This is a genomic window from Paenibacillus sp. FSL H3-0329, assembly GCF_037963285.1.
Classification (GTDB): Bacteria; Bacillota; Bacilli; order Paenibacillales; family Paenibacillaceae; genus Paenibacillus_AQ; species Paenibacillus_AQ odorifer.
Genome location: NZ_CP150150.1, coordinates 2838496 through 2864226 on the forward strand (window position 1 = coordinate 2838496; position 25731 = coordinate 2864226).

The 25731-nt window shown below is 45.3% G+C and carries 23 protein-coding genes; 20 read left to right on the forward strand and 3 right to left on the reverse strand.

Annotated elements, in window-relative coordinates; genetic code table 11:
• The first annotated feature begins 3 nt into the window (after positions 1-3).
• From def to spoVM, 9 genes are all read left to right on the forward strand, one after another.
• Complete coding sequence (def, locus tag NSQ66_RS12325; protein WP_036686193.1) at positions 4-483, forward strand: peptide deformylase; 480 nt, start codon at positions 4-6, stop codon at positions 481-483.
• Positions 484-488: 5 nt separating this feature from the next.
• Complete coding sequence (gene fmt / locus NSQ66_RS12330; RefSeq protein WP_076141708.1) at positions 489-1424, forward strand: methionyl-tRNA formyltransferase; 936 nt, start codon at positions 489-491, stop codon at positions 1422-1424.
• A 137-nt stretch (positions 1425-1561) separates the two neighbouring features.
• A complete protein-coding gene (gene rsmB / locus NSQ66_RS12335; protein ID WP_256720278.1) occupies positions 1562-2893 on the forward strand; it encodes a 16S rRNA (cytosine(967)-C(5))-methyltransferase RsmB in 1332 nt (443 codons plus the stop codon).
• 151 nt (positions 2894-3044) lie between these two features.
• The gene (gene rlmN / locus NSQ66_RS12340) at positions 3045-4085 is read left to right on the forward strand and encodes a 23S rRNA (adenine(2503)-C(2))-methyltransferase RlmN (RefSeq protein ID WP_036686196.1); all 1041 of its coding nucleotides are present in this window, start codon (positions 3045-3047) and stop codon (positions 4083-4085) included.
• Between the two features lie 6 nt (positions 4086-4091).
• Entirely contained in the window at positions 4092-4865 is a 774-nt protein-coding gene (locus NSQ66_RS12345; protein ID WP_076099575.1) for a Stp1/IreP family PP2C-type Ser/Thr phosphatase, read from the forward strand.
• Complete coding sequence (gene pknB / locus NSQ66_RS12350; RefSeq protein WP_036686199.1) at positions 4865-7111, forward strand: Stk1 family PASTA domain-containing Ser/Thr kinase; 2247 nt, start codon at positions 4865-4867, stop codon at positions 7109-7111. Before NSQ66_RS12345 ends, pknB begins: the two co-directional genes overlap by 1 nt.
• Positions 7112-7207: 96 nt before the next feature.
• Positions 7208-8113 (forward strand): ribosome small subunit-dependent GTPase A, encoded by a 906-nt coding sequence (gene rsgA, locus NSQ66_RS12355; protein WP_036686201.1) that lies wholly within the window; start codon positions 7208-7210, stop codon positions 8111-8113.
• 4 nt (positions 8114-8117) lie between these two features.
• Positions 8118-8783 carry a ribulose-phosphate 3-epimerase gene (gene rpe, locus NSQ66_RS12360; RefSeq protein ID WP_036686202.1) on the forward strand — a complete coding sequence of 222 codons (666 nt, stop codon included), beginning with the start codon at positions 8118-8120 and terminating at the stop codon, positions 8781-8783.
• 177 nt (positions 8784-8960) lie between these two features.
• Positions 8961-9041, forward strand: a complete 81-nt coding sequence (spoVM, locus tag NSQ66_RS12365) for a stage V sporulation protein SpoVM (RefSeq protein ID WP_020431362.1) — start codon at positions 8961-8963, stop codon at positions 9039-9041.
• A gap of 101 nt (positions 9042-9142) precedes the next feature.
• On the opposite strand, the gene rpmB is transcribed toward spoVM, so the two are convergent.
• Positions 9143-9331, reverse strand: a complete 189-nt coding sequence (rpmB, locus tag NSQ66_RS12370; protein WP_036686205.1) for a 50S ribosomal protein L28 — start codon at positions 9329-9331, stop codon at positions 9143-9145.
• Between the two features lie 190 nt (positions 9332-9521).
• Here rpmB and NSQ66_RS12375 point away from each other — a divergent pair, with 190 nt between their 5' ends.
• The 5 genes from NSQ66_RS12375 (at position 9522) to NSQ66_RS12395 (ending at position 14909) form a co-directional block, all read left to right on the forward strand.
• Positions 9522-11309: a DAK2 domain-containing protein gene (locus NSQ66_RS12375; protein ID WP_038570325.1), complete on the forward strand. Its 1788-nt coding sequence runs from the start codon at positions 9522-9524 to the stop codon at positions 11307-11309.
• Between the two features lie 83 nt (positions 11310-11392).
• The gene (locus NSQ66_RS12380) at positions 11393-12256 is read left to right on the forward strand and encodes a DegV family protein (RefSeq protein ID WP_036686209.1); all 864 of its coding nucleotides are present in this window, start codon (positions 11393-11395) and stop codon (positions 12254-12256) included.
• Between the two features lie 9 nt (positions 12257-12265).
• Entirely contained in the window at positions 12266-14317 is a 2052-nt protein-coding gene (gene recG / locus NSQ66_RS12385) for an ATP-dependent DNA helicase RecG (RefSeq protein ID WP_036686210.1), read from the forward strand.
• Positions 14318-14383: 66 nt separating this feature from the next.
• Positions 14384-14671, forward strand: a complete 288-nt coding sequence (locus NSQ66_RS12390) for a stage VI sporulation protein F (RefSeq protein WP_036686212.1) — start codon at positions 14384-14386, stop codon at positions 14669-14671.
• Positions 14672-14723: 52 nt separating this feature from the next.
• The gene (locus NSQ66_RS12395) at positions 14724-14909 is read left to right on the forward strand and encodes a hypothetical protein (RefSeq protein ID WP_141118525.1); all 186 of its coding nucleotides are present in this window, start codon (positions 14724-14726) and stop codon (positions 14907-14909) included.
• A gap of 927 nt (positions 14910-15836) precedes the next feature.
• Here NSQ66_RS12395 and NSQ66_RS12400 read toward each other — a convergent pair.
• A complete protein-coding gene (locus tag NSQ66_RS12400) occupies positions 15837-16697 on the reverse strand; it encodes a YitT family protein (RefSeq protein WP_051491444.1) in 861 nt (286 codons plus the stop codon).
• A 147-nt stretch (positions 16698-16844) separates the two neighbouring features.
• On the opposite strand from NSQ66_RS12400, the gene NSQ66_RS12405 reads away from it, so the two are divergent.
• The 3 genes from NSQ66_RS12405 (at position 16845) to NSQ66_RS12415 (ending at position 21417) form a co-directional block, all read left to right on the forward strand.
• Positions 16845-17027 (forward strand): hypothetical protein, encoded by a 183-nt coding sequence (locus NSQ66_RS12405; protein WP_170914228.1) that lies wholly within the window; start codon positions 16845-16847, stop codon positions 17025-17027.
• A 1154-nt stretch (positions 17028-18181) separates the two neighbouring features.
• Positions 18182-18595 (forward strand): DUF2500 domain-containing protein, encoded by a 414-nt coding sequence (locus tag NSQ66_RS12410; RefSeq protein WP_249267720.1) that lies wholly within the window; start codon positions 18182-18184, stop codon positions 18593-18595.
• 125 nt (positions 18596-18720) lie between these two features.
• Positions 18721-21417 carry a calcium-translocating P-type ATPase, SERCA-type gene (locus tag NSQ66_RS12415; protein WP_076141512.1) on the forward strand — a complete coding sequence of 899 codons (2697 nt, stop codon included), beginning with the start codon at positions 18721-18723 and terminating at the stop codon, positions 21415-21417.
• A gap of 90 nt (positions 21418-21507) precedes the next feature.
• Here NSQ66_RS12415 and NSQ66_RS12420 read toward each other — a convergent pair whose 3' ends face one another.
• Positions 21508-22443: an NlpC/P60 family protein gene (locus NSQ66_RS12420; RefSeq protein WP_036686216.1), complete on the reverse strand. Its 936-nt coding sequence runs from the start codon at positions 22441-22443 to the stop codon at positions 21508-21510.
• Between the two features lie 324 nt (positions 22444-22767).
• Between NSQ66_RS12420 and NSQ66_RS12425 the strand changes: the two genes are divergently transcribed.
• From NSQ66_RS12425 to NSQ66_RS12435, 3 genes are all read left to right on the forward strand, one after another.
• Positions 22768-23838 carry an ABC transporter substrate-binding protein gene (locus tag NSQ66_RS12425; protein ID WP_076141508.1) on the forward strand — a complete coding sequence of 357 codons (1071 nt, stop codon included), beginning with the start codon at positions 22768-22770 and terminating at the stop codon, positions 23836-23838.
• A 61-nt stretch (positions 23839-23899) separates the two neighbouring features.
• The gene (locus tag NSQ66_RS12430; RefSeq protein ID WP_076141507.1) at positions 23900-24823 is read left to right on the forward strand and encodes an ABC transporter permease; all 924 of its coding nucleotides are present in this window, start codon (positions 23900-23902) and stop codon (positions 24821-24823) included.
• Positions 24816-25610, forward strand: a complete 795-nt coding sequence (locus NSQ66_RS12435; protein ID WP_036686220.1) for an ABC transporter ATP-binding protein — start codon at positions 24816-24818, stop codon at positions 25608-25610. The genes NSQ66_RS12430 and NSQ66_RS12435 overlap by 8 nt, the downstream gene beginning before the upstream one ends.
• Positions 25611-25731: the final 121 nt, after the last annotated feature.

A 25731-nucleotide genomic window follows, 5' to 3' on the forward strand; every position in this document is an offset into this window, starting at 1 on the left:
GTAATGGCTATACGTTTGATCGTTAAAGAACCGGATGAAGTATTGCACAAAAAAGCTAAAGAAGTAGCTGTAGTTACTCCTAATGTTAAAAAATTGCTGGATGATATGGCACATACGATGTATGACGCTGAAGGAGTAGGGCTGGCGGCACCCCAAGTCGGAATTTTGAAACGTTTAATTGTGGTGGATGCGGATGAAGAGCATGGATTGATCAAAATGATTAACCCTGAAATCATCAGCATGGAAGGTGAACAGCTAGGACCAGAAGGATGCCTTAGTATTCCTGGCTTGAATGGTGATGTACGCCGTGCGGAGACTGTAACTGTTCGTGGCCTTAACCGTGAGGGAAAAGAGATTACGATAACCGGCAGTGGTTTACTTGCCCGGGCTTTTCAGCATGAGATTGACCATTTGAATGGAGTTCTATTTACAGATATCGCTGAAAAAGTATACGAGATGACTGCTAACGAGACTGAGGAGTGAGGAATATGAAGATTGTATTCATGGGAACTCCAGCTTTTGCGGTGCCAAGCTTGCAAATGCTGGTAGATGAAGGCTATGAAGTTGTAGCTGTCATCACCCAACCAGATCGTCCGCAGGGGAGAAAAAAGATCTTGGCTCCTTCACCAGTTAAGGAAGCCGCATTAGCTCTCGGATTACCTGTGCTTCAGCCAGAACGCATGCGTCGTCCTGAGGCAGTCGCCGAGCTGGCAGCTTATGAGCCGGATTTGATCGTCACGGCTGCTTATGGTCAAATTTTGCCTAAAGCTGTGTTGGACTTACCGCGGAATGGTTGTGTGAATGTACACGGTTCGTTGCTTCCTAAATATCGGGGAGGTGCTCCGATTCAGCGCAGTATCATCAATGGTGAGAAAGTGACCGGCGTTACTTTGATGTATATGGCTGAGGGGCTGGATACCGGTGACATGATCTCTCGTGTCGAAGTGGCTATTGAGGATGAGGATACCTCTGGAACTCTTTTTGAGAAGCTGAGCCTGGCTGGACGAGATCTGTTAAAGTCTGAAATGCCACGTTTAGTAAGCGGAAAAGTTCAAGCTGTTCAGCAAGACGATAGTGAGGCAACTTATGCCCCTAACCTTAATCGCGAGGATGAACGCTTGGATTGGAACGCTAGCTCACGTGACAACTATAATCGAATTCGTGGATTAGTTCCTTTTTCCGGCGCATTTACGCTCTGGAATAGTGAGACCTTTAAAGCTTGGGCTTCTAAGCTGCCTGAAGCGCAGAAAGCAAGCGATAGTGCTCCAGGAACGGTGCTTTCTGTAACTGAACGAGGTGTCGAAGTGAAAACAGGTGACGGAAGTCTGCTGCTGACAACGGTTCAACCTGCTGGCAAAAAAGCAATGAGTGCGGCCGATTTTAGCCGTGGTGCTGTTATGAAGCCAGGGACGGTGTTAGGTTGAGCGGCGGTGGAAATGGTGTTGGCCGATCAGCAGTAAATCCTAGCGCTGGTAAGAGACAGGGGAATAACTCTAAAGCAGTTGGCAACAACGGCAGAGCTGGCAACAAGGGTAAGGTTACCCCTGCTTCTGCCCGGGAAATCGCGCTTGATATAATGGTTAAAGTTGAGCAGCAAGGTGCTTATAGCAATTTGCTGCTCAACAGCAGTCTACAGAAGGCAACGCTTAGCAGAGAAGATGCCGGACTGGTCACAGAACTTGTCTATGGCTCTATTTCGCGGATGAACACCCTGGATTATGTGCTTGAAGGATTTGTTAGTAAAGGGATAGCCAAACTACAGCCATGGGTCCGTAATTTACTGCGGTTTAGTTTATATCAAATTATGTATCTCGATCGTATACCGTCCCATGCAGCTGTAAATGAGGCTGTTAATATAGCGAAGAAAAAAGGCCACCAGGGAATCTCAGGGATGGTTAACGGCGTGCTGCGCAGTGTATTGCGTGCTGGTGATCTGCCAGTTCTGCCTGAGGGGCTAAGTCAAGCGCAGCGGATATCGATATTATATTCACATCCGTTGTGGTTAGTGGAACGTTGGATTACCGAGTACGGTGTCGACACGGCGGAAGCTATTTGTGCATCAAACAATGAGCCGCCTGCGGTCAGTGTACGCGTGAATACAACGATGATCAGTCGTGAAGCTCTGCTGAACCAGATGATTGAACAAGGTCTGCAAGCTTCAGCATCTGATGTTAGTCCCTATGGCATTGTTGTGAAAGGCGGCGGAAACCTGGCACTCACCTCCTGGTATCGTGATGGATATATCTCCGTTCAGGATGAGAGTTCTATGCTAGTAGCTGAAGCGGTAGCTCCGGAGCCTGGCATGAGGGTGCTTGACTGCTGCGCTGCTCCTGGGGGCAAAACAGCACATATGGGCGAGCTCATGAAAGATGAAGGATCGATTTACGCTAATGATCTGCATTTGCATAAAGCGAAATTGATCTCAGATCAAGCAGAACGTTTAGGTCTTGATTGCGTATCTACAGGCAGTGCAGATGCGCTGGAGCTGGAGCACACTTTAGAGCATCAATCCTTTGATAGAATTCTTCTCGACGCACCTTGCTCTGGACTCGGCGTAATTCGCCGTAAGCCAGACCTCAAATGGCGTAAGCAGCCGGAAGATGTGGCTAGCGTAGCGTCATTGCAACGGGAATTGCTGCAGTCGGTCTCTAAACTGTTGAAACCGGGTGGCATTCTGGTATATAGTACCTGTACGACTGAACAAGCAGAAAATAGTGAAGTAGTAGCTGAATTTTTGAAGCAGAATCCTGACTTCACTGCTGTAACTTTTGCCTCCCCATTATGGGACAGGCTGGAGGGTACTGCGCTGGCTGAGGGTGAAGGAATTCAGCTGCTGCCTCATCATTATGGGAGCGACGGGTTCTATATTTCCAAGCTTCAGAGAGTCTTGTAATATAGCAAATTTTCTGACAATTGTAGTATCCTCCGCCCGCCGGGCTACCGTACGGCGGGCGTTTTCTTTTACCGTCTCTGAAATTTGTGTTAAAATAGGAAGAATGAGAAATAATACGCATATCCTTATGAAAGAACAGGTGTAGATAATAATGAAACCTTTAATATATGATTTTTCTTTAGAAGAGTTACAACAGTGGGCGAAAGACAATGGTGAGCCTGCTTTTCGTGGTGGACAAATTTTTGATTGGCTGTATGTAAAACGTGTAAATGACTTTGAAGCAATGAGCAATTTGTCCAAAGGGCTTCGCCAGAAGCTGAATGAACAATTCTCTATTGCAGCGCTAACTGAAATTACTAAAATGGAATCTAAAGATGGAACTGTAAAATTCCTGTTTGGATTGCATGACGATCATGCTATCGAAACAGTTATCATGAAACATAATTATGGCAATAGCGTTTGTGTAACAACCCAAGTAGGGTGCCGAATCGGCTGTACTTTCTGCGCTTCCACACTAGGTGGATTAAAACGGGATTTGACAGCGGGAGAAATTGTAGCTCAGGTAGTTCGTTCCCAACAAATCCTGGATGCGCGCGGCGAACGTGTCAGCAGCATTGTTATCATGGGTACTGGTGAGCCGTTTGAGAACTATGATGCAACAATGAGATTCCTGCGTCTAATGATTCATGAGAAGGGCCTAAATATCGGACAACGGCATATTACTGTTTCCACCAGCGGTATTGTACCGAGCATTTATAAATTTGCAGAAGAAGATACCCAGATTAATTTGGCGATTTCAATTCATGCACCTAACGACGCCTTGCGTTCAAAGCTAATGCCTGTTAACCGCCGTTTTCCGTTTGATGATGTAATTGAATCCTTGCGTTATTATCAAGCTAAGACGGGACGACGTGTCAGCTTTGAATATGCCTTGATCGGCGGGGTAAATGACCAACCGGAGCATGCTGAGGAATTGGCTGGGGTGCTTAAGAGCATGCTGTGCCACGTCAATTTGATTCCGGTAAACCATGTGCCTGAGCGAAAATATGTACGTACTTCACGCAATGATATCTTTGAGTTTCAACGTATTTTGGCTGATAACGGGGTGAATGTTACTATTCGCCGTGAGCAAGGCCATGATATCGCGGCCGCATGCGGACAGCTGCGTGCCAAACATATGGAGTTGGGGTGAGGATATTTGATCAGAACAGTTCATGCCAGCGATATTGGCCGAGTGCGCTCTGTCAATGAGGATTCGGTCTGGATCGGCGCGACGCGCCACGGTTATACACTCGGTATTATTGCCGATGGGATGGGTGGACATCAGGCTGGTGAAACCGCAAGCAGGCTCGCTTTGGAGACAATGAGGAATAACCTAGACGGGTTAGAGTCTGGACTTCAAGACGAAGCTCTGCGTGATGCGTTGTCAGCTGCTATTTTGGAAGCTAACAGCACTGTGTTCAGGGAGGCTTCCGGTGACGATAAGTATCATAATATGGGTACTACTGTCGTTGCTGTTCTTTTGAATGGATCAAACGGATATATTGGCCATATCGGAGACAGCAGAGCCTATTTAATAAAAGACAGTGCGGCAGTTCAACTAACCGAGGATCATACGCTAGTCAATGAGCTGTTCAAGAACGGTCAGATCAGTGTGGAGGAATTGGATAATCATCCGCGTCGTAATGTGCTGACGAGGGCACTTGGAACAGATGCTGAGGTTGAAGTTGATATGGCGCCTATAGCTCTGCTACCTGGGGAAATTTTGCTTCTATGCAGCGATGGTTTAAGCAACTTTGTCACAAATGAGCATTTAGGCAAAGTAGCAGGTATACATGAGATATCGTTAGAGGAAAGAGCGGACCGTTTACTTCAGCTGGCACTGCTCGCCGGCGGTGGCGATAATATTAGCGTCGCTTTGTTAGAACATCATGGAGAGGCCGCTGTGCCCGAAACAAAGGAGTGGGATTGATGATCGGTCACGAATTGGGCGGCCGTTACCAAGTCATCGAACGGATCGGCGGAGGTGGAATGGCGCTCGTCTATAGAGCACATGACATTCTTTTAAACCGAAATGTCGCCATCAAAGTATTGCGCAATCAGTTTGTGCATGACGAGGAATTTATTCGCCGTTTTAGGCGTGAGGCGCAATCTGCCGCATCTTTGTCTCATCCGAATGTCGTCAGCATATACGATGTAGGACAAGAAGACGAAATTCATTACATTGTCATGGAGTATATTGAGGGTCAGAATCTTAATGAAATTATAAAAGAACGAGCGCCATTACAGGTTGATGAATCCGTACGGATCGCTTCACAAATCTGTGATGCCCTAGATCATGCGCATCAGAATCAAATTATTCATCGTGATATAAAACCACATAATATCCTGATCGGACGCAACGGCCGGGTGAAAGTAACCGACTTTGGGATTGCCCGCGCAGTTACGTCAACAACCATTACACAGACCGGTTCTGTGGTTGGTTCAGTACATTATTTCTCGCCAGAGCATGCCAAAGGTGTCTCTACAGGAGAAAAGTCTGACTTGTATTCATTAGGTATTGTACTTTATCAAATGCTTACCGGAAGCCTGCCCTTCTTGGGAGAGAGTCCGATTAGTGTAGCTTTAAAACATCTGCAAGAAGAGTTTGAAGAACCAAAACTTCTGAATCCACTCATTCCGCAAAGCGTTGAGAATGTAATTCTGAGATCAATGCGTAAAAATCCGGAGGAGCGGTACGACTCTGCCAAAGAAATGTTGCAGGATTTGGAAACATGCTTATTGCCGGAGCGCCGCAGTGAGGCGAAGATTCTGTTCAACGATGAAGAAGATGAGGATCGTACGCGGGTTATCCCGGCGATAAAACCGATTCAAAGAAGCAATGGTAATCGTAATCATCGTGAGGAACGGATGGTTCGTGATGAAGATGATGAACCGGTGCCTTCAAGCAAAGGTAAAAAACAATGGGCAAAACCCACATTATGGATTGGGCTTACCTTGCTGTTGCTGTTGGCTATGGCCAGTCTCGTATGGTACGTTAAATCACAGCTAGTTGTTCCTGAGGTTTCCGTTCCTTATGTAGTAGGTAAACAGATAGAACAAGCACAAACTGAGCTTGAGGATTTGGGGCTTGAGGTTGCTGATCCTATTCTGTATGACTACAGTCCGAATTTTGAAGAGAATGTGGTCATTAAGCAAAGTAGGGAAAAGGATGCCAAAGTGAAAAAAGGAGCGTCCCTAATACTCACTGTGAATACGGCTAAGCCACTACCCAAGATGCCAGATGTAGTTAACAAGAGCTTTGATGATGCGGTTAAAGCATTGATGGCGCTGGGTGTAGCCCAGGACCGGATTGATAATAAACCTCTCTATGACGAAAATACAGATGAAGGTCTCATTGTAAAATCTGACCCTGCATTAAATACAGAATTCGATCCTGAGACGGTTCAAATCACCCTTTACGTTAGTAAAGGAGAAGAAAGTGTACTGTTGCCAGATCTCATCGGTAAGACGGAGAGTGAGGCAAAGGCGCTGCTGGAAGGTGCCAAGCTTGTTCTTGGAGAAGTTAAACAAGAATCCAGCTTCAGCATTGAAGAAGGTAAAGTAACAAAGACTTGGGCATTTGATAAGGGGACAGGTACTTCTGTTCCACCTGGAACAGCGATTACGATTTACTTAAGTACAGGTTATCCACCTGAAGCCCTGAATTATACCTTTAATGTGCCAGTCGCTCCTGCTCAGGATGGGAAAAAGAGCAAGATTCGTATCGAATTCGTGGATGCGCGCAATAATGGAGAGAAGCAGGATTGGGGAACACGTACCATTGGAAAGAGCCAAGTGTTATCTGTGAATCTAGTATTGGCTCCTAATAAAGATGGTTCAGTTATTGTTACCCGTGACGGTGTGCTTTTGGATACTTATGTCATTCCTTATATCGATGCTAAGAACGGAACCGTTCAGGAGCCTGAACCACCAGTTATAGCAACACCACAGCCAACTCCAACACCTTCTGCTGAACCTACGCCTACAATTGAACCTACGATTGAACCGGAGATCTTGCCAGGTTCAGGTTCAGAGAATGACGGAGGGAATAACGGGGCGGTGAATCAGACAGGGTTCGTAAACAATAGTTCTATAAATAGTGAATCGACTAATAATGGCAATAATAAGCACAACAATAAAGGCAAGGATAAATCTAAAGATAAAAACAACAACTAAACAGGGTTTAACCTGAACGGTTGGCGTAGCGAAATGACCCGGGGATATCAGACTTGGGTCATTTTCGCAAAATCAGGAGAGGAAGGCTCACTATGTATGCCTGAAGGTATAATTGTTAAGGCGTTAAGCGGTTATTATTATGTGAAACCGCTCCGCGAAGGATTAATTGCGACTGAAGAGCATTCTGTTCAATGCAGAGGCCGAGGAATTCTCAAGAAAAAAGGGATCGCTCCGCTAGTTGGAGATCGGGTTATTTATATACTTACTGAGCATGGAGAAGGAATGGTGGATGAACTTCTACCTAGAGAATCTGAACTGATTCGTCCACCTGTAGCGAATGTTAAGCTCGCAGTCCTTTTATTCTCCGTTCGAGAGCCCGATATGAACCTGAATCTGTTGGACAAGTTTCTAGTTCATATTGAGCATTCGGGTCTGGAACCCCTAATTGTTCTGACTAAACAGGATTTGGCGGATGATGATGGTGAAGCTACTCGTTATGTTAAAGAACTTTATGAGGATATCGGATATGAAGTGATGGTCACAAGTTCACTTACTGGTGCCGGAAGCGATGAGCTAAGACAACGGCTTACTGGTGGTATTAGCGTATTTGCGGGTCAATCGGGGGTTGGTAAGTCCACCTTATTGAATCGTATTGTTCCAGGGCTTAAACTGGAGACTGGAGAGATCAGTTTACGATTGGGACGTGGTCGCCATACGACCCGTCATGTGGAGCTGATGGATATTGGTGGTGGAGGTTTTGTTGCAGATACCCCAGGTTTTAGTCAGCTTGATTTCTTAGAGCTTGGTGTAGAAGAGCTGTCCACTTGTTTTCGTGAATTTGCTCAATATGCATCCGATTGTAAGTTCCGGGGCTGCAGTCATCAGCATGAACCAGGCTGCCGTGTAATAGAGGCTTGGAAAGCAGGGAAAATTGCGGATAGTCGCTATGATCATTACAAACTGTTTTTTAATGAAATGAAAGATAAAAAGCGGAGGTACTAACATCATGATACGAATAGCACCATCTTTATTGTCGGCGGATTTCGCGCGTTTAGGTCCAGAAGTAGCAGAGGCGGAAGCCAGTGGTGGAGATTGGATACATGTGGATGTAATGGACGGTCATTTTGTGCCGAATATCACATTGGGTCCACCTATTGTAAAAGCTGTATCGTTACATACCAAGCTGCCACTTGATGTTCACTTGATGATTGAGTCACCAGAACGTTATATCCCTGATTTTGCTGCAGCAGGTGCAAGTGTGATCACCGTTCACGCTGAGGCATGCGTTCATTTGCATCGTGTGGTTCATCAGATCAAGGAGCTGGGGCTGAAGGCAAGTGTAGCAATTAATCCGGGTACTCCGGCTTCAGCGGTGCGTGAGGTGCTGGAGGATGTGGATATGATTCTGGTGATGACCGTTAATCCAGGCTTTGGTGGTCAAGCATTCATTCCTAACACTTTGCGCAAAATCATTCAAATTCGAGAATGGGCGAATGAAGTGAATCCAGATTTATTGATCGAAGTAGATGGTGGAGTCTCGGAAGAGACAGCACCCTTAGTTGTGGCAGCTGGAGCCGATGTTTTGGTAGCGGGGAATGCAGTTTTTGGCCGGAGTGATCGTGCTGCGGCGATCCGCGGAATTCGAGAAGCAGCCGAATCTGCACTGCGTTAAAAAAATAGGCTATTGAGACTAGAGGTATAGGCCAAGTCCTCGGTGCATAAATATGGTTACATGAGCAGAAATCTCATGTAGCCTTTTTTGTTTTGGCAGGGAGGACTGCAGTTCGTTTCCGTTATTGACAAGAGGAAAGTCTCCTGCGTACGGCATGAATTGATGGGAGGGTAAATCATGAAATTTTACACGTTTAAGCTGCCAAGGTTTTTGGGAGGTTTTGTTAAAGCAATATTGAACACATTTCAGAAGAGTTAAGCCGCTAACAGAAAAGAAAACATGAAAAAAAGCACCTTACAAATGTAAAGGGTGCTTTTTGCTTCATATAAGTTATCGTTCGGTCTTAAAATTGCTAAAGACTAAACGCGTTCAACTTTACCGGCTTTCAAAGCACGGGTGCTGACGTACACGCGTTTTGGTTTACCGTTCACGAGGATACGGACCTTCTGAACGTTAACTCCCCAAGAACGACGGTTGCGGTTATTAGCGTGAGACACGTGGTTGCCGCTGCTCGGTTTCTTGCCTGTTACTGCACATTTGCGGGACATAGATTACACCTCCTTATTCCTAACACCTGCATAAACAATACTTATCTATAATATCACAGCAAATTTTGCTACGTCAACCGATTCAAAAACATTTATTTCTTTTAATACTTATAGTACAATGTAAATTAGTGCATTATGTCCTGTTAATCATAGAATGATTAGGCATGAAGTTAGGAAGGGGAATTCTCAATTGAGTAAGCGTTCTATAAACGGAACAGATTTTACCGCTATGGTATTGGCTGGAGCGGATAAGCTGCAACAGCATGCAGAACACGTCAATTCCCTAAATGTTTTTCCGGTCCCAGATGGAGATACCGGCACAAACATGAATTTGACGATGACCGCAGGTGCGAATGAATTAAAGAAAAATAACACCACTTCTGTGGGCCAATGTGCAGGTGTACTCTCCAAGGGCTTATTAATGGGAGCTCGTGGGAATTCCGGCGTTATTTTGTCCCAGTTATTCAGAGGGTTTAGCAGGTATGCGGCTCAACATGATGAGCTTAATACACAGCAGTTCGCTGCTGCGCTGCAAACCGGAGTGGACGCTGCGTATAAAGCAGTTGTAAAGCCCGTAGAGGGAACTATTCTTACTGTAGCTAAAGAGGCTGCAAGACATGCTGTTTATTATGCCCGCCGTACTACTGACGTTGTGGAGCTGATGACAGAGGTATTAGCCAAAGCAAAAGAAGCCTTAGCTTATACGCCTGAGCAATTGCCTGTATTGAAGCAAGTCGGTGTTGTAGATTCTGGCGGCCAAGGTTTGGTCTACATTTATGAAGGGTTTCACCAGCATCTGACGAATGGAAGTACTACCGGTCTGTCTGAATCTGTGCAAGGACAAACCCACACACCAGTTGCACCAGCGCCTAAACCCGTATTAACGAAACCTGAAAGTGAACTGTTTTCTGTACAGTCTTCTGCGCAGTCACAGCTATCTACTGAAGATATAGAATTTCTATATGATATGGAGTTTTTCATTAATCGCCAGTTAGGCGTTAACGTGAGAACCAATTTTGATGAGGAAGCTTTTAGGAAAGCGTTGTCAGTTAATGGCGACTCCATTATTGTTATTTCGGATGATGAGACGATTAAAGTGCATGTGCACTCTAAGGCTCCAGGTGAAGTGATGAACTTGGCTCTTCTTTATGGGGAGATCACGCAGATTCACATTCTTAATATGCGAGAGCAGCATCGTGACCTGCTGACTGCGGGCATGGATATTGCACCAATGCCTGATGTATTCGCTGATATGCCGAATGAGAAGAGCGCAGTGCAAATGTCTCCTGCTGAACCACCGGCCGATGATTTGGCGCCTTACGGCTTCATCGCGGTATCATCTGGCGCAGGTATTGCTGACATTTTCAAAAGCCTTGGAGTGGACGTAGTCCTAGCTGGCGGTCAGACAATGAATCCTAGCACTGAGGATTTCGTGAACGCGATTTCTTCCATATCTGCGAAGCATGTTTATATTTTGCCAAATAACTCGAACATTGTTCTTGCCGCTCAACAAGCTAAAGATCTTCTAGAGGGCGAACGTGAGATTACGGTGATTCCAAGTAAAAGTATTCCGCAGGGAATAGCAGCAGCTTTTGCATTCCAAGAGGAAGATGCAGTGGAGACTAATTCTGAGAATATGCTGGAAGCAATCTCTCATGTGAAGTCCGGACAAGTAACGAACGCTGTGCGTGATACAAGCTTTGATGAGCTGGAGATTAAATCGGGCCAATTTATTGGGATTTCTAATTCCAAAATTGTTGCTGCTGCAGATGATCTTTTGGCTGCAAGTCAGGCGCTGTTATCCAATATGCTGGAGAATGGCGACGAAATCGTTACGATCCTTATTGGTGCAGAAACAGAATCCGAGGCTACTGATTCTTTGAGTGAGTGGCTGGAAGAGACTTATCCGAATGTGGAAGTTGAGATTCATGAGGGTGGCCAACCCCTGTATTATTATCTGTTCTCTGTAGAGCCATAGGTAGGAATTAATGGTTCTTTAACAATGGAGTAGAAATTTGTTATTGCGTAGTTGGCAAAATTATAGCTTGGGGGAGAAAATCCATGAATCGTACCATTATCGTCACCGACAGCACTTCAGATATCCCGCCAGCAATGGCGGAAACGTACGGAATTGAGGTAGTACCGTTGACCTTAATGTTCGGCGAAGAGGCTTTTAGGGACAATCTGGATATGACTCCGGAGCAGTTCTATGAGCGTCTTCCCCGTACCTCACAGCTGCCGACTACTTCTCAACCCTCACCGGTTGAATATATGAATGTGTACCGCAGTATTCTGGAGCGTAACCCGGGCTGTTCTATCCTTTCCTTTCATATTTCTTCTGGACTGAGCGGGACTTATCAATCTGCATTGCTGGCTAAATCGATGCTGGAGGAAGAGGGAGAAGGGATCACTGTTGTGGATTCTCTCTCCGCTTCTTATGGTTTTGGATTTATGGTAGTGGAAGCTGCCAGAATGTCTGCTGAAGGCAAAGGACCTGAAGAGATACTTGAGGCTGTAGAAAGCCTACGTCAATCGCGTAAGCTTTACTTCTTAGTAGATACACTTGAATATTTACAAAAAGGCGGGAGAATTGGAAAAGCCTCCGCTATTCTGGGGACACTTCTGAATATTAAGCCGATATTGTCCATTGATGCAGAAGGTATTATTTATGCGGTGGAGAAAGTTAGAGGCCGTAAGAAGGCTGTCGCCCGTATGATTGAACTGTTCAAGCGGGATCTGCAGGGTGTAAACAAAATCAATGTGGCCGTAGGTCATACGGCTGAACCGGCTTCCGGCGAGGAGTTCCTGAATGAGCTTGCAGGACACTTCACCTTGGAAGAAAAAGTGCTGACGAACGTCGGCCCTGTCGTGGGCAGCCATGTCGGTAACGGTACATTAGCTGTGTTCATTTGGCCTGCAAAATGAGGGATAAATATGACACTGGCATTAAATCAAATTGAAGTAAAAAACATAACTGGCGTGAGTGCTCAAAAGCAAAGCGAGCTTCACGCCTTTGGCGTCTTTACAGTAAAGGATTTATTAGAGTATTATCCGTTCCGCTACGAGGATTATCGGCCCCGCTCGCTGAGTGAGACTAAACACGGGGATAAAGTGACCGTTGAGGCAAAAGTAATCGGTATCCCTGTACTGCAGCGTTTTGGCGGCAAGTCACGTCTTAGCTGTAAGATGGTTGCAGAGCCATGGATGTTCACAGCAACCTGGTTTAACCGCCATTACGTAAGAGAGCAACTCACTGTGGGACGGGAAATTGTGCTGACCGGAAAATGGGATCAGAAGCGCAATCAGATTACAGTGACTGATTATGAATTTCCGGATCGTGGTGAAGGGAAGACGGGAACACTGCAGCCAGTCTATTCGGTAGGTGGTAAGATCACTCAGTCCTGGATCAGGAAGGTTATTAATCAGGGACTTCAGCAGTATGGGGATCTGATTCCAGAGATTTTACCGCATTCTATTATGAGGGAATATGACTTCATGCCGCGTAAACGGGCCATTGCCACTATCCATAGGCCTGAGGACACTCGTGAGGGGCAGCAGGGGCGCCGTAGGATGGTATATGAGGAACTATTCCTGTTCCAGTTGAAGATGCAAGCGTTCAGGGTTCTGAACCGCGGGCGGATGGATGGGGTAGTCCACACAGTGGATAACGCGACGGTACGCCAGTTCGTGCGCAGTCTGCCCTTTGAGCTTACAGATGCACAGAAACGTGTAGAGCTGGAGATTTTACATGATCTGCGTTCACCATATTGCATGAATCGTCTGCTGCAAGGAGATGTTGGCTCGGGTAAAACAGTGCTTGCGGCTGTGGCGCTTTTTGCTACGGTAAGATCTGGTTTTCAGGGCGCACTAATGGTGCCCACAGAGATTTTAGCAGAACAGCATATGCGTTCACTTACCAGGATGTTTGAGCCGTTTGGGATTACTGTAGGACTCCTGACGGGCAGTGTGACTGGCCGAAAACGTAAAGAGTTATTGGCCTCGTTGCAAATGGGGATGCTTGATATCGTGGTAGGAACACATGCTTTGATTCAGGAGGATGTATTTTTCCGTGATCTGGGTCTTGTGGTAACTGATGAGCAGCATCGTTTTGGTGTGAATCAGCGTGGTGTATTGCGGCGAAAAGGATATAATCCGGATGTACTGACGATGACTGCGACGCCTATTCCACGTACACTTGCGATCTCTGTTTTTGGCGATATGGATGTATCCACTTTATCTGAAAGGCCGAAAGGCCGAGTTCCTATAACTAGTTATTGGGTAAAACATGATCTCATGGATCGTGTGCTGAATCTGATTAAGCGTGAAATTGATCTGGGTCGTCAGGCTTATTTGATCTGTCCGCTCATTGAAGAGTCAGAGAAGCTGGATGTGCAGAATGCTATTGATTTGCATATTCAGATGAGCCAAGCTTTCCCTAGCTATAAAGTTGGGCTTTTGCATGGGAAAATGACTCCCGCTGAAAAAGATGAAGTGATGCGGGCGTTTTATAACAATGAGCTGCAGCTGCTTGTGTCCACTACGGTGGTAGAGGTTGGTGTAGACGTTCCTAATGCTACATTGATGATCATTATGGATGCGGATCGTTTTGGCCTGTCACAGCTGCATCAGCTGCGTGGACGGGTAGGAAGAGGGCAGCATGCCTCTTTTTGTGTGTTGGTAGCTGATCCAAAATCTGAAATCGGACGTGAGCGAATGACTGCCATGACCGATACGGATGACGGATTTGAGATTTCCCGAAGGGATTTGGAGCTGCGTGGACCGGGGGATTTTTTTGGGACAAAGCAGAGTGGATTACCGGAGTTTCGGCTGGCAGATATGACGGCTGACTTTGAAATTCTGGAGCAGGCGCGTGATGATGTCGCAGAGCTGCTTAAGGATGAAGCCTTTTGGACATCACCTGAATATGCATCTCTTCGGCATTATTTACAGAGTGAACAGATCTTCCAAGGAGAATTAATTGACTAACTAGGCACATGTAGCACCGAAGGCTCATATACTGTGAAAGATTGGATATGACGGGAGGTGCTACACTTGGGTTATCAACAATTCGGAATTAGCCCTCAGTTGGTGGATCGCATCAAGCTGAAGATGAAAAACTCGACTGTGAAGGATCGTATCAAAAGTATGATTGAGGGCATCTCGAAACAGGAGCTGCAGGATCCTGCGGTTGTTCGCAGATTGGTACGGAAAGCGTCAGGTGTATTGAACGAGAAACTGACCTCGACACAGGAAGAACAAATTGTAAAGTTTATCATCGCGCAGAAAATCGATCCGAACAACACCTTTCATTTAATCCGCTTGTGGGGAATGTTCCGTTAAGTAGCGGATTAAATGAAAAGTAGGGGTTGTCCATGGGTGTTTTTTTCATCGTATGAGACAGTCTGCAAGCAGCGATCCTCCTATTACTGGAGGATCGCTGCTTTGCGTTTTTGGCCGTAGTTACGGCATGCTGCAATATGTCTCTAATCCGGATAAACCGATGCCACCGAACATAGTCATTCGTCGTCCGGTAACGCCTAATCATAGTCAACCGCCGTCTGATGTCACTGAATCATAGCTCCGCTTATCCGATACCGCTGAATCACATTCAACCATCTTCGGACGCTACCGAATCATGGTCATCTGTCGTCCGATCCCGGCGAATCACATCCATCCATCGTCGATGCCCCCGAATTACATCGCTCCATCGTCCGATACCACGGAATCATGTTCATCCACTGTCCGATACCGCCGAATCACATTTACCCATCGTCCGATCCCACCGAATCATGTACATCCGCTGAAGCTTTCGGACTCCAATGACGTTATTCGCAAATATATCGCCTTTGGAGCAAGGTTTCGGACCCCAGTGCAGCTATTCATAAGAAATAGGCTCGTAGTTGGCGTTTTTTGTGCCAATAGGGGCTATGCGGTCCGAATGCATTCAGAATTCCGGGAAATTCTGCATATAAGGTCCGCTGTGTCCGATACCACCGAATCATAGTCAACCGCCGTCTGATGCCACCGAATCATAGCTCTCCGCTTATTCGATACCGCTGAATCACTTTCATCCATCGTCCGATACCACCGAATCATATTCATCCATCGTCCGATCCCACCGAATCATGTACATCCGCTGAAGCTTTCGGACTCCAATGACGTTATTCGCAAATATATCGCCTTTGGAGCAAGGTTTCGGACCCCAGTGCAGCTATTCATAAGAAATAGGCTCGTAGTTGGCGTTTTTTGTGCCAATAGGGGCTATGCGGTCCGAATGCATTCAGAATTCCGGGAAATTCTGCATATAAGGTCCGCTGTGTCCGATAGCTGCCTCATGCGCGTAAACGTCTTCGAATAATGCGAAATTTGAGTTCTCGCAAGAAGTTTGGGGTCTCGAACAAGAAGTTTGAGGCCTCGCTCAGAAAAATTGGTTGCGATCAAAGGCTAAATTCAAAAAGAAGGGAGCGCTCCAGCCATTTTCATGGCTTAAGGGCGCTCCCTTTTTTTATTCGTGTAAGCGTGTTTGTCTATGATCTTTAGTGGCTGATCTGAACACGATTTGGCTCTCTGAATCACACTGTAGAACGATTGCCCGAAGATGATCTTCTTCCATTCTGTTTGTCAGACAAAACAACGTGCTAACCTCTCCATCTTGCCCTGAACCTTCGGCAATCGCAGCTTCTCGGTTTAGAGAGGTTGCGATTGCTTGCTGAATGTCCAAACATCGGCTGCTGGTAATCCAAGCAGTGCGGGAGTGGGATAATCCCCGTAGTGAGATACGAACACCTTCGAAAGCCAGCAGGTAGGCAATAATAGAATACATCGCTTGCTCCCAACCGAACAATGTACCTGCAAAAAGCAGAATTGCACAGTTCAGGATCATAATCACAACTTCCGTTGATTTTGGAGGTCCGCCGCTCAGCAGAGAATACCCCTGGTCACTGGCTTGTTTATTTACACCGCCGAATCTCACAGATATTCCAATACCTACTCCAAGACAGATGCCTCCTGCCATTGCGGCAGGTAAAGGATCGCTAATCACAGCAGGAAAACGATGCAGCGCAAGAGACGCGATGGTTAGGCAGGTTAATCCCAGAACAGTGTAAAGAGCAAAGCGGAGATTTACTTGTTTTCGCGACATAAATATAAAGGGCAGATTGAATAGAAATAGAAACAATCCAAGCTGCATTTCAGTAGTATGAGCGAATAATGCGGATAAGCCTGTAATCCCGCCGACAACAAGGCCATGTGGCATTAAAAATAATTCCAATCCTACAGCAGCAAGCAATGCGCCGGCAATGACGGTAAGAACTCGGAAGGTAGAGCTTCTTTGTAGCTGTTGACGTTGATTTATTTTGTTCTGCATAGTTTTTCCTCCTTCAACAGGGGAAACGACCTTACTCATTTTCAGTGGCTATGGCAGATTTTTTGGATATTCGTGCATCATGTCGTTTCTCAAAGTTGAATACTTTATCCATTATTTATAAATCTATTTAGATTCCTTCGTCAGACAATGTCCAAGGAGAACAAGGATCAGCACGTAAATGGCTGCAAATATCTGCAAATGTCTGCGAAAGGCTGCGAAAGGCTGAAAATGGCTGCAAATAGCTGCAAAGGGCCGCAAATGGTTGCAAATGACGGAGAATGTTGCAAAGGCTCCAAGTGGCTGCGAATGGCTACAAATAGTGAAGAATAGCCAGCACTCCGCAATGCTTTACCCAAATTGGCCATAATTATTGAAAATTCATCCCGCGCGACTATGGGCATCGAATGTTGGATGATGAAGCATGAAGGCTGTGACCAACGCTACGTCCGGCCAGCAAGCCTGCAATAAAGTTGCCATTTAGCGTAACGATAACTGCTGCAAGGGAGTACCAGAGCGCCTCACTGCCTAAGGTGAGTGGATCTATGTCAGTCCGAAGCTGAAGCAGAAGATGACACTGAAGAAATCACGAAACAGGATCACCAGATTTATCAATCCGTTTCACATGTTCGGTTTCAGCGAGGACAAGTCCACTAGTAGTGCGCCAATAACTTCTGTCTGCTAGATGAATGGTCTCGGAGAATCCAGCAATCAGGAATAGTGCTGCGAATATTACTAATGCAAAAAGCTCACCGGAAGAGATATTCAGGACACGTTTCAGCCAAAATACTTGCTTTCTTCCGGTGGAGGATGAGCAATGCGAGCATGTATACCAACCGGTAAATCCGCTTCTCTATATTCATGAATCATAAGATTATTTATCAATCGAAGTTCTAAAATCCCTTCAGCAGACATTCAATTAGGGCAGAGGTGAACTTCGCTAGGGGAGTGATATTAGAAAATGAGAAGTGAATTTTAACAGGTACAGCCGAAGTCGAAGCAGGAATTTATAAATCACTGGGCGGAACAGTAAAGAAAGTACAGGGAGTATTGCAGCTACCGCAATAGACTTCGTTCCCCACTGTTCAGCTATTTTGATGGCTCCTACCTGAGGGGTTATTTGAGGTGCAATCCTTACGGGAGGTGTGAACTTTCGCTCGTAGCGTTCATTTTCGGATGTCGTTGATTCTTGCTCCGTAGTGAATGATCCTCCAGACCAGGCAGGTGGAAAAGAAAATATCATCCCCAGGATTAGGACTATACGAAGAAACCAAAGTAATGACAAACGCGCTATATATTGCACCGAAATAACACCTCCCAACTGCATGTAGTATAAAAAGCATACCATACCTTTTCCATTGAATCCAAATTGTTTTGTGAAAAAAATTCATATATAGATGATGAAAACATGAAACCGAACGGGAAAAATGACGTATTTCGCAGCATAGATAACTTTTATTATCTTGTTTCAGTCAGGAGGGATAAATTTGAGCGAATGGCAGGATTTTAACGGTTTTGATGAGCGCAGCTTTTTCGGAAGTTTCATTCATGAGATGCCACTGTTTTTTAAATTATTTGCTTTGCTTTTTCTTGGCCTTTTTGTTTTTATAATTGTTAAATCAGTGAGAATCTGGATATCCAATAACGCAAGTCCTTTGATAAAAGCAAACTGCACAGCGGTCACCAAACGAACCGAGGTATGGGGGGGATCCGGTGAATCGAGAGCAAATACTAGCTATTTTGTTACGTTTGAGTTTGCCGATGGCTCTCGATTGGAGTTGCAGGTAAGAGATCAGGATTTTGGTCTGATTGTGGAAGGGGATCGAGGCGAACTCCTGTATCAAGGGACCAGGTTTAAAAGCTTCAATCGCGATTTGAAGAAAGAACATCTAAATTTCTAAAAAAGTACATACCATTCAAGAATCACCATGCCTATTTTGGGTAAAACTCATATGAGAGGTTTTACCAGATCTCAATTCTGGAAGGAGGCTATGGTTTGAATTCAAATAATCCACAATCGCAAGGGCTGGTACCCTTCCATACACTGAGCGAGGAAGAAGTGCTGAATAGGCTGGAAACTCGGAAAGAGGGTTTATCTTCCGATGAAGCGTCCAAACTTGTGGAGCGATATGGGAAGAACGTACTTCAAGAAGCGAAGACCAAATCGCTATTAGGAAAGTTTATCGAACAATTTAAAAATGTAATGATCTTTATTTTGCTAGTAGCAGCTGTATTGTCAGGAGTCTTGGGGGAATGGACGGATACGATCATTATTTTGCTTGTAGTCATTTTGAACGCGGTGCTTGGAGTTATTCAGGAAAATAAGGCTGAGCAAGCACTCGATGCGCTAAAAAGTATGTCCTCTCCACACGCCAGAGTAAGACGTTCCGGCCAGGTTACTGAGATAAAAAGTGAAGACCTTGTGCCCGGGGATATCGTATTGCTGGAAGCTGGAAATGTAGTTCCGGCGGATATAAGACTTTTGGAAGCCGCTTCGTTGAAGACGGAGGAAGCCGCGCTTACCGGAGAATCATTGCCCTCTGAAAAGCGGGCCGGTGTGCTTGAGGGTAGCGACATTGTAATCGGCGACCGCACCAATATGGCTTATATGAGCAGCAGTGTAACTTATGGCCGAGCAATTGGTGTAGTTACAGCTACAGGAATGCAGACGGAGGTCGGTAGAATTGCCGGTTATATCTCGGAAGAAGATACAGATGTAACACCGCTGCAAAAAAAGCTGGATGAGCTAGGTAAATATTTTACCTTTATTATTCTTGGCGTCTGCGTGATTATCTTTGCCGTTGGGATCTTCGAAGGAAGAGAGCTGCTGGATATGCTACTTACCTCGATCTCACTCGCGGTAGCGGCTATCCCGGAAGGGCTGCCAGCAATTGTTACGATCATTCTCGCGCTTGGTGTGCAGCGAATGGCGGGACGAAAAGCGATTATTCGCAAGCTTCCCGCCGTGGAGACACTTGGAAGTACAGAGATTATATGCTCCGATAAGACAGGTACTTTAACATTAAATAAAATGACTGTCGAAAAAGTGCATGTCAACGGAAAGACCACTGATTCCAGTGCAGGGCTTGAAGGGATTCCTGGTGGCGAGTTATTGCTTCAAGCTATGACGCTTTGTAATGACTCCAGTATTGACGAAGGAAAGACTCCTAGTGAACCTGAAGCAAAAGCTGGAGCTAAGGACCCACAAACCAAGAGCGGAAAAGCAATCATCGGCGATCCGACGGAGACTGCGTTAGTCGATTATGCGCTTAGTATAGGCACTGACAAAAGGGAGCTGGAAAAGAAATACCCACGTAAAAATGAGCTGCCTTTTGACTCCGATCGCAAGCTGATGACAACGGTTCATGAGGTCGAAGCTGGACGTTATCGTGTGCTGACAAAGGGTGCACCAGATGTACTTTTGTCCAAATGCAGCCATATCTATGTGGATGGAGAAATTGTAACTCTACAAGACGAACATAAGCGGAATATCATGGAAAGTAATAAATTACTTGCGAATGATGCACTTCGAGTCTTGGCATTTGCTTTCCGAGATGAGGAGCAGCTGCCGACCGATCTCTCACCAGATACCACGGAGAAAGAGTTAATATTTATTGGTTTGGTCGGTATGATTGACCCGCCGCGTGAGGAAGTACGGGATGCGGTAGCTATCTGCCGTAAAGCGGGAATTAGACCTGTAATGATTACAGGCGATCATCGTGATACAGCAGCGGCTATTGCAAAAAGATTAGGGATTATTGAAGATGAATCAGGTGTATTAACGGGTAGTGAGCTGGATAAATTCAGCGAAGAGGAATTTGCGGAGAAGGTTACCGATTATTCGGTTTATGCACGCGTCTCTCCTGAACACAAGGTTCGTATCGTTAAGGCTTGGCGACAAAAAGGAAAAATTGTGGCGATGACCGGAGATGGTGTAAATGATGCTCCTGCACTTAAATCATCCGATATCGGCGTGGGCATGGGAATAACCGGAACGGATGTTGCCAAGGGTGTATCAGATATGGTGCTTGCCGACGATAACTTTACGACTATAGTTGTTGCCGTAGAAGAAGGACGGAAGGTTTACAGCAATATCCGCAAGGCTATCCAGTTCCTTCTCTCCGCTAATCTTGGGGAAGTGCTGACATTATTTATTGCCACTATGATTGGCTGGCGTATTCTAGAGCCGATCCATATTCTGTGGATTAATCTCGTTACGGATACCTTACCTGCACTTGCCCTCGGACTTGAGAAAGCCGGCGAGGATGTAATGGCGAAGAAGCCGCGTAAAGCAAGCAGTAGCATCTTTGCGGGCGGCGTGGGGATCGGGATTATATATCAAGGGATTATAGAAGCGGCGCTTACGTTGATCGTGTATCAATGGGCGCATACGCATTACAATGAAGGTATTGCGGTTACAATGGCCTTTGGTACATTAGGATTACTGCAAATCGCTCATGCTTTTAACGTCAGATCCAATAAAAAATCGCTATTCCAGATCGGTTGGTTCAGCAATCGCTATATGTTATGGGCTTCGCTGATCTCTATACTAATGCTTGTGCTTGTGATCATCATCCCGGGCTTAAACGACTGGTTTGGTGTTTCACATTTAAGTGGATTACAGTGGGGAATAGTATGTGCAGCGGCCGTAGCGATTATTGTTATAGTTGAACTTGTAAAGCTGTTTGTCCGGATGAGCGGAAGGGGCAAGAGCTGGGATTAAGAAACTGGATAAAAGTTATAGTCAAAAAGCCTGAACCCCATCAATAGGGATTCAGGCTTTTTGAATGATTTCTTTTAAAGTATGGGAAGCTTATAAAACACGTTGCATATGGAGGATTACATTACTCCAATAACCTGAGTCGAGGTCACTGATCTGAACTCCGGGTTCACCCCAGGTGTGGATAAACTTTCCGTCTCCAATGTAAATACCGACATGACCAGGTATAGCATCACTTTCAAATCGACCGGGAACGGTAAAGAAGATAAGATCTCCTACATCCAGTTCGCTTCGACTTACACGGGTACCTAAATTGTCCTGATCTTTAGCTAAACGAGGTAAGCTGACTCCGAATTTTTTGAATACATGCCTTGTAAAAGAAGAGCAATCAAATTTTTTGGTTTCTTCATAAGATCCAGCGCCAAAGTCGTAGGGAACACCCAAGAAATTTTTGGCAAAAGAGATTAACTCCTGTTTATCCGCTTCAGAAATACTTTGAATGCGTAAAGATTTAGATTCACTCGTGGATTCGACCGTCGATAATTTTTCGATAGTCTTACGTTCGGACGGTGTAGCAATGTTTATCTCACCCGACTGGGGATTCCAGCCTACTTCTGTTTGCAAAAATTTGGACAAGGCTAAAGGGGTGATATAGATTTGCCCTTCTTGCCGTCTAGGGGCTTGTGGCAGTGTGATTTTTTCCCCAAGTGAGAATACCTGTGGAGAGCCAGGGCGCAGCATATACATAACATCGCTATAACCGATTTTAGTGTATCCATCACTAGAACCATCATCCTTCATCCGATATCCGAGCGAAGTAACCGCAGGCTTGAGTGGAATCCAGTACTTTCCCTGAGCGTCAGTAATTGCAGATTGTTCATAATAACTGGAGGCATTTTTACCATCAGGAGTTAGCGCGTTAACCTTAGGTTTTTGCGATTGAGAAGAATAACCGCAGGATGAACTCGTTAAAGCGACAGCAAGCAATACAGTAGCGGTGGTTAGTAGTCTTTTGTGATTATTAGCCATTTAACACGCTCCATCTTCAAACTGTAAATTAAGTTTGTGCAGGGCGATTTTTTTTATGTAAAAGAAACGAAGGCAATCGCTGTAAGAGACAACCAAGCATTACCTCTTTTGATGTCATATATTCTTCAGAATTTGAAATCTATGGAAATATGATAAGTGATTGACGGATAAACAACCTCCATATAATATAGGTTTAATAGATTTCTATCATTAATGTGAGGTACGTGTAAGCTTATGCTTTAATGCTTTTATCGATAAAAGTGATAATGCTGAGTCGCTCACCTTGATGTATGCGTTAATAAACTAATGAAATGGGGTACTTTGATGAAAAAGAGAAACATTTTGGCGGGATTAAGCTTATGCTTCATGCTCGTAGCAGCTGGTTGTGGCAACAATAACACCGCTGAAAACTCAGGAAATGCAGTGAATTCCGGTAATTCCCCTACGAATGCAGGAGCAGCAGATTCAAAAACGTACAAAATTGCGATCTCACAATATGTGGAACACCCCTCACTTGATGCTACACGCGAAGGAATTCTCGCTGCTTTGAAGGATGCAGGAATCGTTGAAGGCGAGAACCTGAAGGTTGACCTTGAGAATGCTCAGGCTGACCAAGCGAATAACTTGTCCATTGCTCAAAAAATTGCCGCTGACTCAAATGATTTGGTATTGGCAATTGCAACGCCTTCCGCTCAATCAATTGTTCAAGCACTCAGCAAAGCAAGTAAGGATACACCGATTTTGTTCGCAGCAGTAACTGACCCACTCGACGCGAAGATTGTCACGGATCTGGAGCATCCAGGTGGAAATGTATCAGGTGTATCGGACACCAATCCCGAAGCGATTAACAGATTAATGCAATTTATAGCTACCCAATTTCCTAACGTGAAAAAGCTGGGCATCGTTATTAATGAAGGTGAACCCAATGCAGTAATTATGGCTGAGATTGCTAAAAAAGAATTGGATAAGCATGGAATTGAGCTAGTGAAGGCTGCCATCACGAATACCTCTGAAGTCAAACAAGCTGCGGAATCACTTGTGGGTCGTGTAGATGCATTCTACATTACTTTGGATAACACAGTCGTAAGTGCAGTGGATACCATTATTCAAACGGCTAATGACAAGAAAATCCCGTTCTTCTCCAGTGACCGTGATACGGTTGAAAAGGGCGCTTTTGCCACCGTTGGTTTTAAATATTTCGATCATGGTTATCAAGTGGGTCAAATGGCCGTGGATATCTTGAAAAATGGTAAAAAGCCAGCTGATATGAAAGTAACCATGCAAGAAAAACTTGATCTCATTCTTAACCTGAAATCTGCAGCAGCACAAGGCATAGAAGTGACTGATGCAATGAAGGCAGAAGTTGCCGATCAAGCTAACAATATTATTCAATAAGCCATTATATAGGGGCGATTTCGTGAGAACGCCCCTTTCCGCTCGAAGGAGGAAGTCATCTATGTTAAATTCGATGCTCGGGGCCGTTGAAATGGGTTTGCTTTACGCATTTATGGCTTTAGGTGTATACATTACCTTTCGTATTCTTGATTTCCCTGATTTGACTGTAGATGGGAGCTTTACCACTGGTGGCGCCATTGCCGCTGTTATGATTACTAACGGTTATGCACCATGGCTTGCTACCTTGGCCGCTATTGCTGGTGGAATGCTGGCAGGAATGTGCACGGGCCTATTACATACGAAAGGCAAGATTAATGGACTGTTATCCGGTATTTTGATGATGATTGCACTTTATTCCATTAATCTGCGGATATTTGGTGGCAAACCCAACTGGTCTTTAATGGGCGTCACTACCTTGTTCACTTCCATTGATCCTCTGCTCGTACTGCCGTTTGTAGTTATTTTTGTGAAAATAGTAATGGATTTATTCCTGCGTACGGATCTTGGACTTGCGCTGCGGGCTACCGGAGATAATGCAAGAATGATCCGTAGTCTGGGTGTAAACACGGATAATACCACTATTCTTGGTGTCAGTTTATCCAATGGAATGGTGGCGCTCTCGGGAGCGTTAATTACTCAGTATTCTACTTTTGCGGATTCCTCCATGGGTATTGGGATGATTGTAATCGGGTTAGCTTCGGTGATCATCGGTGAAGCCATATTTGGTGCCAAAAATGTATTTCGGGCCACACTGGCTGTTGTGCTCGGATCCATAGTTTACCGGATCGTAGTTGCACTTGCCTTGCGGGTACCGTGGCTGAAAGCTTCGGATCTTAAGCTGATCACAGCAATTATCGTTATTTTCGCTCTTGTATTCCCGTCGATTCAGCGTTTCCTGAAGCAGAAGAATATGGCGCGGAGGCGTTCCGTTGAATTAGCTGAGCAAGCGCTAAGCAGCAAGAGAGGAGGCACCATCGATGCTTAAACTGGAGAACGTATCTAAGCTGTTCAATCCCGGAACACCAGATGAGAAAATAGCGCTGCTCGGCATTGACTTGGAGCTTCTTCCCGGTGATTTTGTCACCATCATTGGAAGTAATGGAGCTGGTAAATCTACGTTGATGAACATTATTTCCGGTGTCATGAAGCCGGATCTGGGTACAGCCAGCATTGAAGGAAATTCAATCAGCCATTTGGCGGAATTTCAACGGAGTCGCTGGATCGGCCGGGTCTTTCAGGACCCAATGGCGGGTACGGCTCCACATATGACGATTGAAGAAAATTTAGCTATGGCTTATAAAAGAGGCAAAAGCAGAGGGTTAACCTTTGGAGTAAATAAAGCAAAAAGAGCTTTATTTCGCGACGAGCTAAGCCGTCTGGGGATTGGGCTGGAGGATCGCCTGCGGGCAAAAGTAGGGTTGTTGTCAGGTGGAGAGAGACAAGCGCTAAGTCTGCTAATGGCGACCTTTACTCAACCGCAAATTTTACTTTTAGATGAACATACAGCAGCCCTTGACCCTTCTCGTGCGGAGCTGATTACTAAACTGACAGAGTCCATTGTCCGTGAGATGAAGTTAACCACCCTAATGGTTACCCATAACATGGAGCAGGCCATTCGTCTTGGCAATCGTCTGATCATGATGGATAAGGGGCGTATTATTTTGGATATCGACGAGGTTCGTAAAAAAGATCTTACCGTAGAACGGCTGCTCGGAGAATTCGAGACAATCAGCGGACATAAATTGGCAGATGACCGAATGATGCTTGGTTAGTCTGTTGTAGGTGTGAAGGTAGCTCAATATAAGGGCTTGAAGTGAACTCTGATTCTGGATTTCATTTCGAGCCCTTTTTTACATAGGATTTTTTTCGCCGAGCCATTATACTATCCTTATC